At 49.9% G+C, this 1,402-nt stretch carries 2 protein-coding genes and 2 pseudogenes; 2 read left to right on the forward strand and 2 right to left on the reverse strand.

Annotated elements, in window-relative coordinates; genetic code table 11:
- Positions 1-60: 60 nt before the first annotated feature.
- Positions 61-141, forward strand: a pseudogene (locus QZ506_RS09020) (hypothetical protein); the annotation flags it as partial.
- A 184-nt stretch (positions 142-325) separates the two neighbouring features.
- Here QZ506_RS09020 and QZ506_RS21545 read toward each other — a convergent pair.
- A pseudogene (locus QZ506_RS21545) lies at positions 326-415 on the reverse strand (hypothetical protein); the annotation flags it as partial.
- 39 nt (positions 416-454) lie between these two features.
- On the opposite strand from QZ506_RS21545, the gene QZ506_RS09025 reads away from it, so the two are divergent.
- Positions 455-589: a tail fiber assembly protein gene (locus tag QZ506_RS09025; protein WP_291970514.1), complete on the forward strand. Its 135-nt coding sequence runs from the start codon at positions 455-457 to the stop codon at positions 587-589.
- Here the strand turns inward: QZ506_RS09025 and QZ506_RS09030 are convergent.
- A partial coding sequence (locus QZ506_RS09030; RefSeq protein WP_291970515.1) for an Rpn family recombination-promoting nuclease/putative transposase occupies positions 586-1,402 on the reverse strand: 817 nt, incomplete at its 5' end. The two genes, QZ506_RS09025 and QZ506_RS09030, sit on opposite strands and share 4 nt — an antisense overlap.

Here is a 1,402-nt window from a genome sequence, read left to right on the forward strand (position 1 = left end):
ATAGAACTTTTGGGTAATCATCGGAGCAGATCACCACAGTTGTTTCAAAATCAGGTATCCATGGCAAAACAAAATTTTAAAATCACCAACTGGCCCTCTTATAACAAGGCCCTCAAGCAGCGCGGTTCTCTAACCGTATGGGGCGCAGTCGTCACAAGTTCTGATTTATTCAACAAAGCCGTGTACAGTTTTCTCATGAGGTCTAACTGCATGATTTTGCGTTGCTAGGATCCGTCGTTTCACTGGGCTGCCAGCATAAAATCTATTTATTCAACAAAGCCACGTCCACATCAACCAGCGCCCACGCGACACTAACATAATCGGGATCGACAATCCAGTTTTCCACTCGGGTCGCTTCCGGCACCGCTTCGCCATCTTCCAAAAGTAAAGAAAAGGAGTGACGCTGGCGTGTCATACTTTGCTAGGTTGTGACGTGTGAATGCCAAGGATGGCAATGGGGCATATATGGGGCAAAAAATTAGCGCTGACTGAATGGCAGAAATATGCGGTGCTGTTGAGTCGTGTTGATATGAGTGCTGCCGATATTGAGTGGCAGGAAGCGCCCGAAGGTGAAAAAACGGGGAATTAGCGCAGGTCGTCGAACAGAGTGGCCAGTTCATCATCGGACAGGCCGGTCGACATTTTGACGATGCTGCGTTCAACGCCGTTGGCGAGGAACTTTCGTGCAAGTTCGGTAGTCGTTTCTTTGCGACCTTCTTGGCGACCTTCTTGGCGACCTTTCTGGATGCCCCTTTGCTCACCTTCCTGCCGTAGCTGTTCTGCAATAGTCATGACATCCTCCTGATAATCCTGTGTCTGTACCGCGATGGTATGTAAAAACTGTCGGGTGTCTGAGGTTTCACCTCGACCTACAATATAGTACATCAGGCTACGGAACTGCTCTTTCGGTATTGACCATAGATTGAGCAGGCTGGCGATATCAGTGGCTAATTCTAGCATATCACGCGTTCTGATGTGTTTCTGTACTAACTCTAGCAACGCCACCCGCCTATGCGTCAGGATTTCGTCATCCGGTATTGTGGTGATATCAACCAGCGGGAATGCCTGTGTATAGACTGATTCTGCCAGTTCAGGGTCAGCAAAGCAATCGAGCCATTGCGTACTGTAGGGGTAGGGCGACGTGGTGCCGTGGTAGAACAGCAGGGGAATAACCACTGGCAGGGTATCGTTGCCCTGCTCCAAGTGCCGCTGCATGGCTGCCATGCTATAACGCATTAAACGCCACGCCATCAACCTCTCTGGCCTACTCTGGTGCTCGATCAATGTGTAGACATAACCTTTCCCCGTTTTTGTCTGCACGGAATACAGCATATCCGAACACTGGGTGCGCAGGTCGTCTTCGATAAAGCTGCCCGACTCCATTGCCAACGTACTGAAGTCG

Source organism: Candidatus Symbiopectobacterium sp. (assembly GCF_020054415.1).
GTDB lineage: Bacteria > Pseudomonadota > Gammaproteobacteria > Enterobacterales > Enterobacteriaceae > Symbiopectobacterium.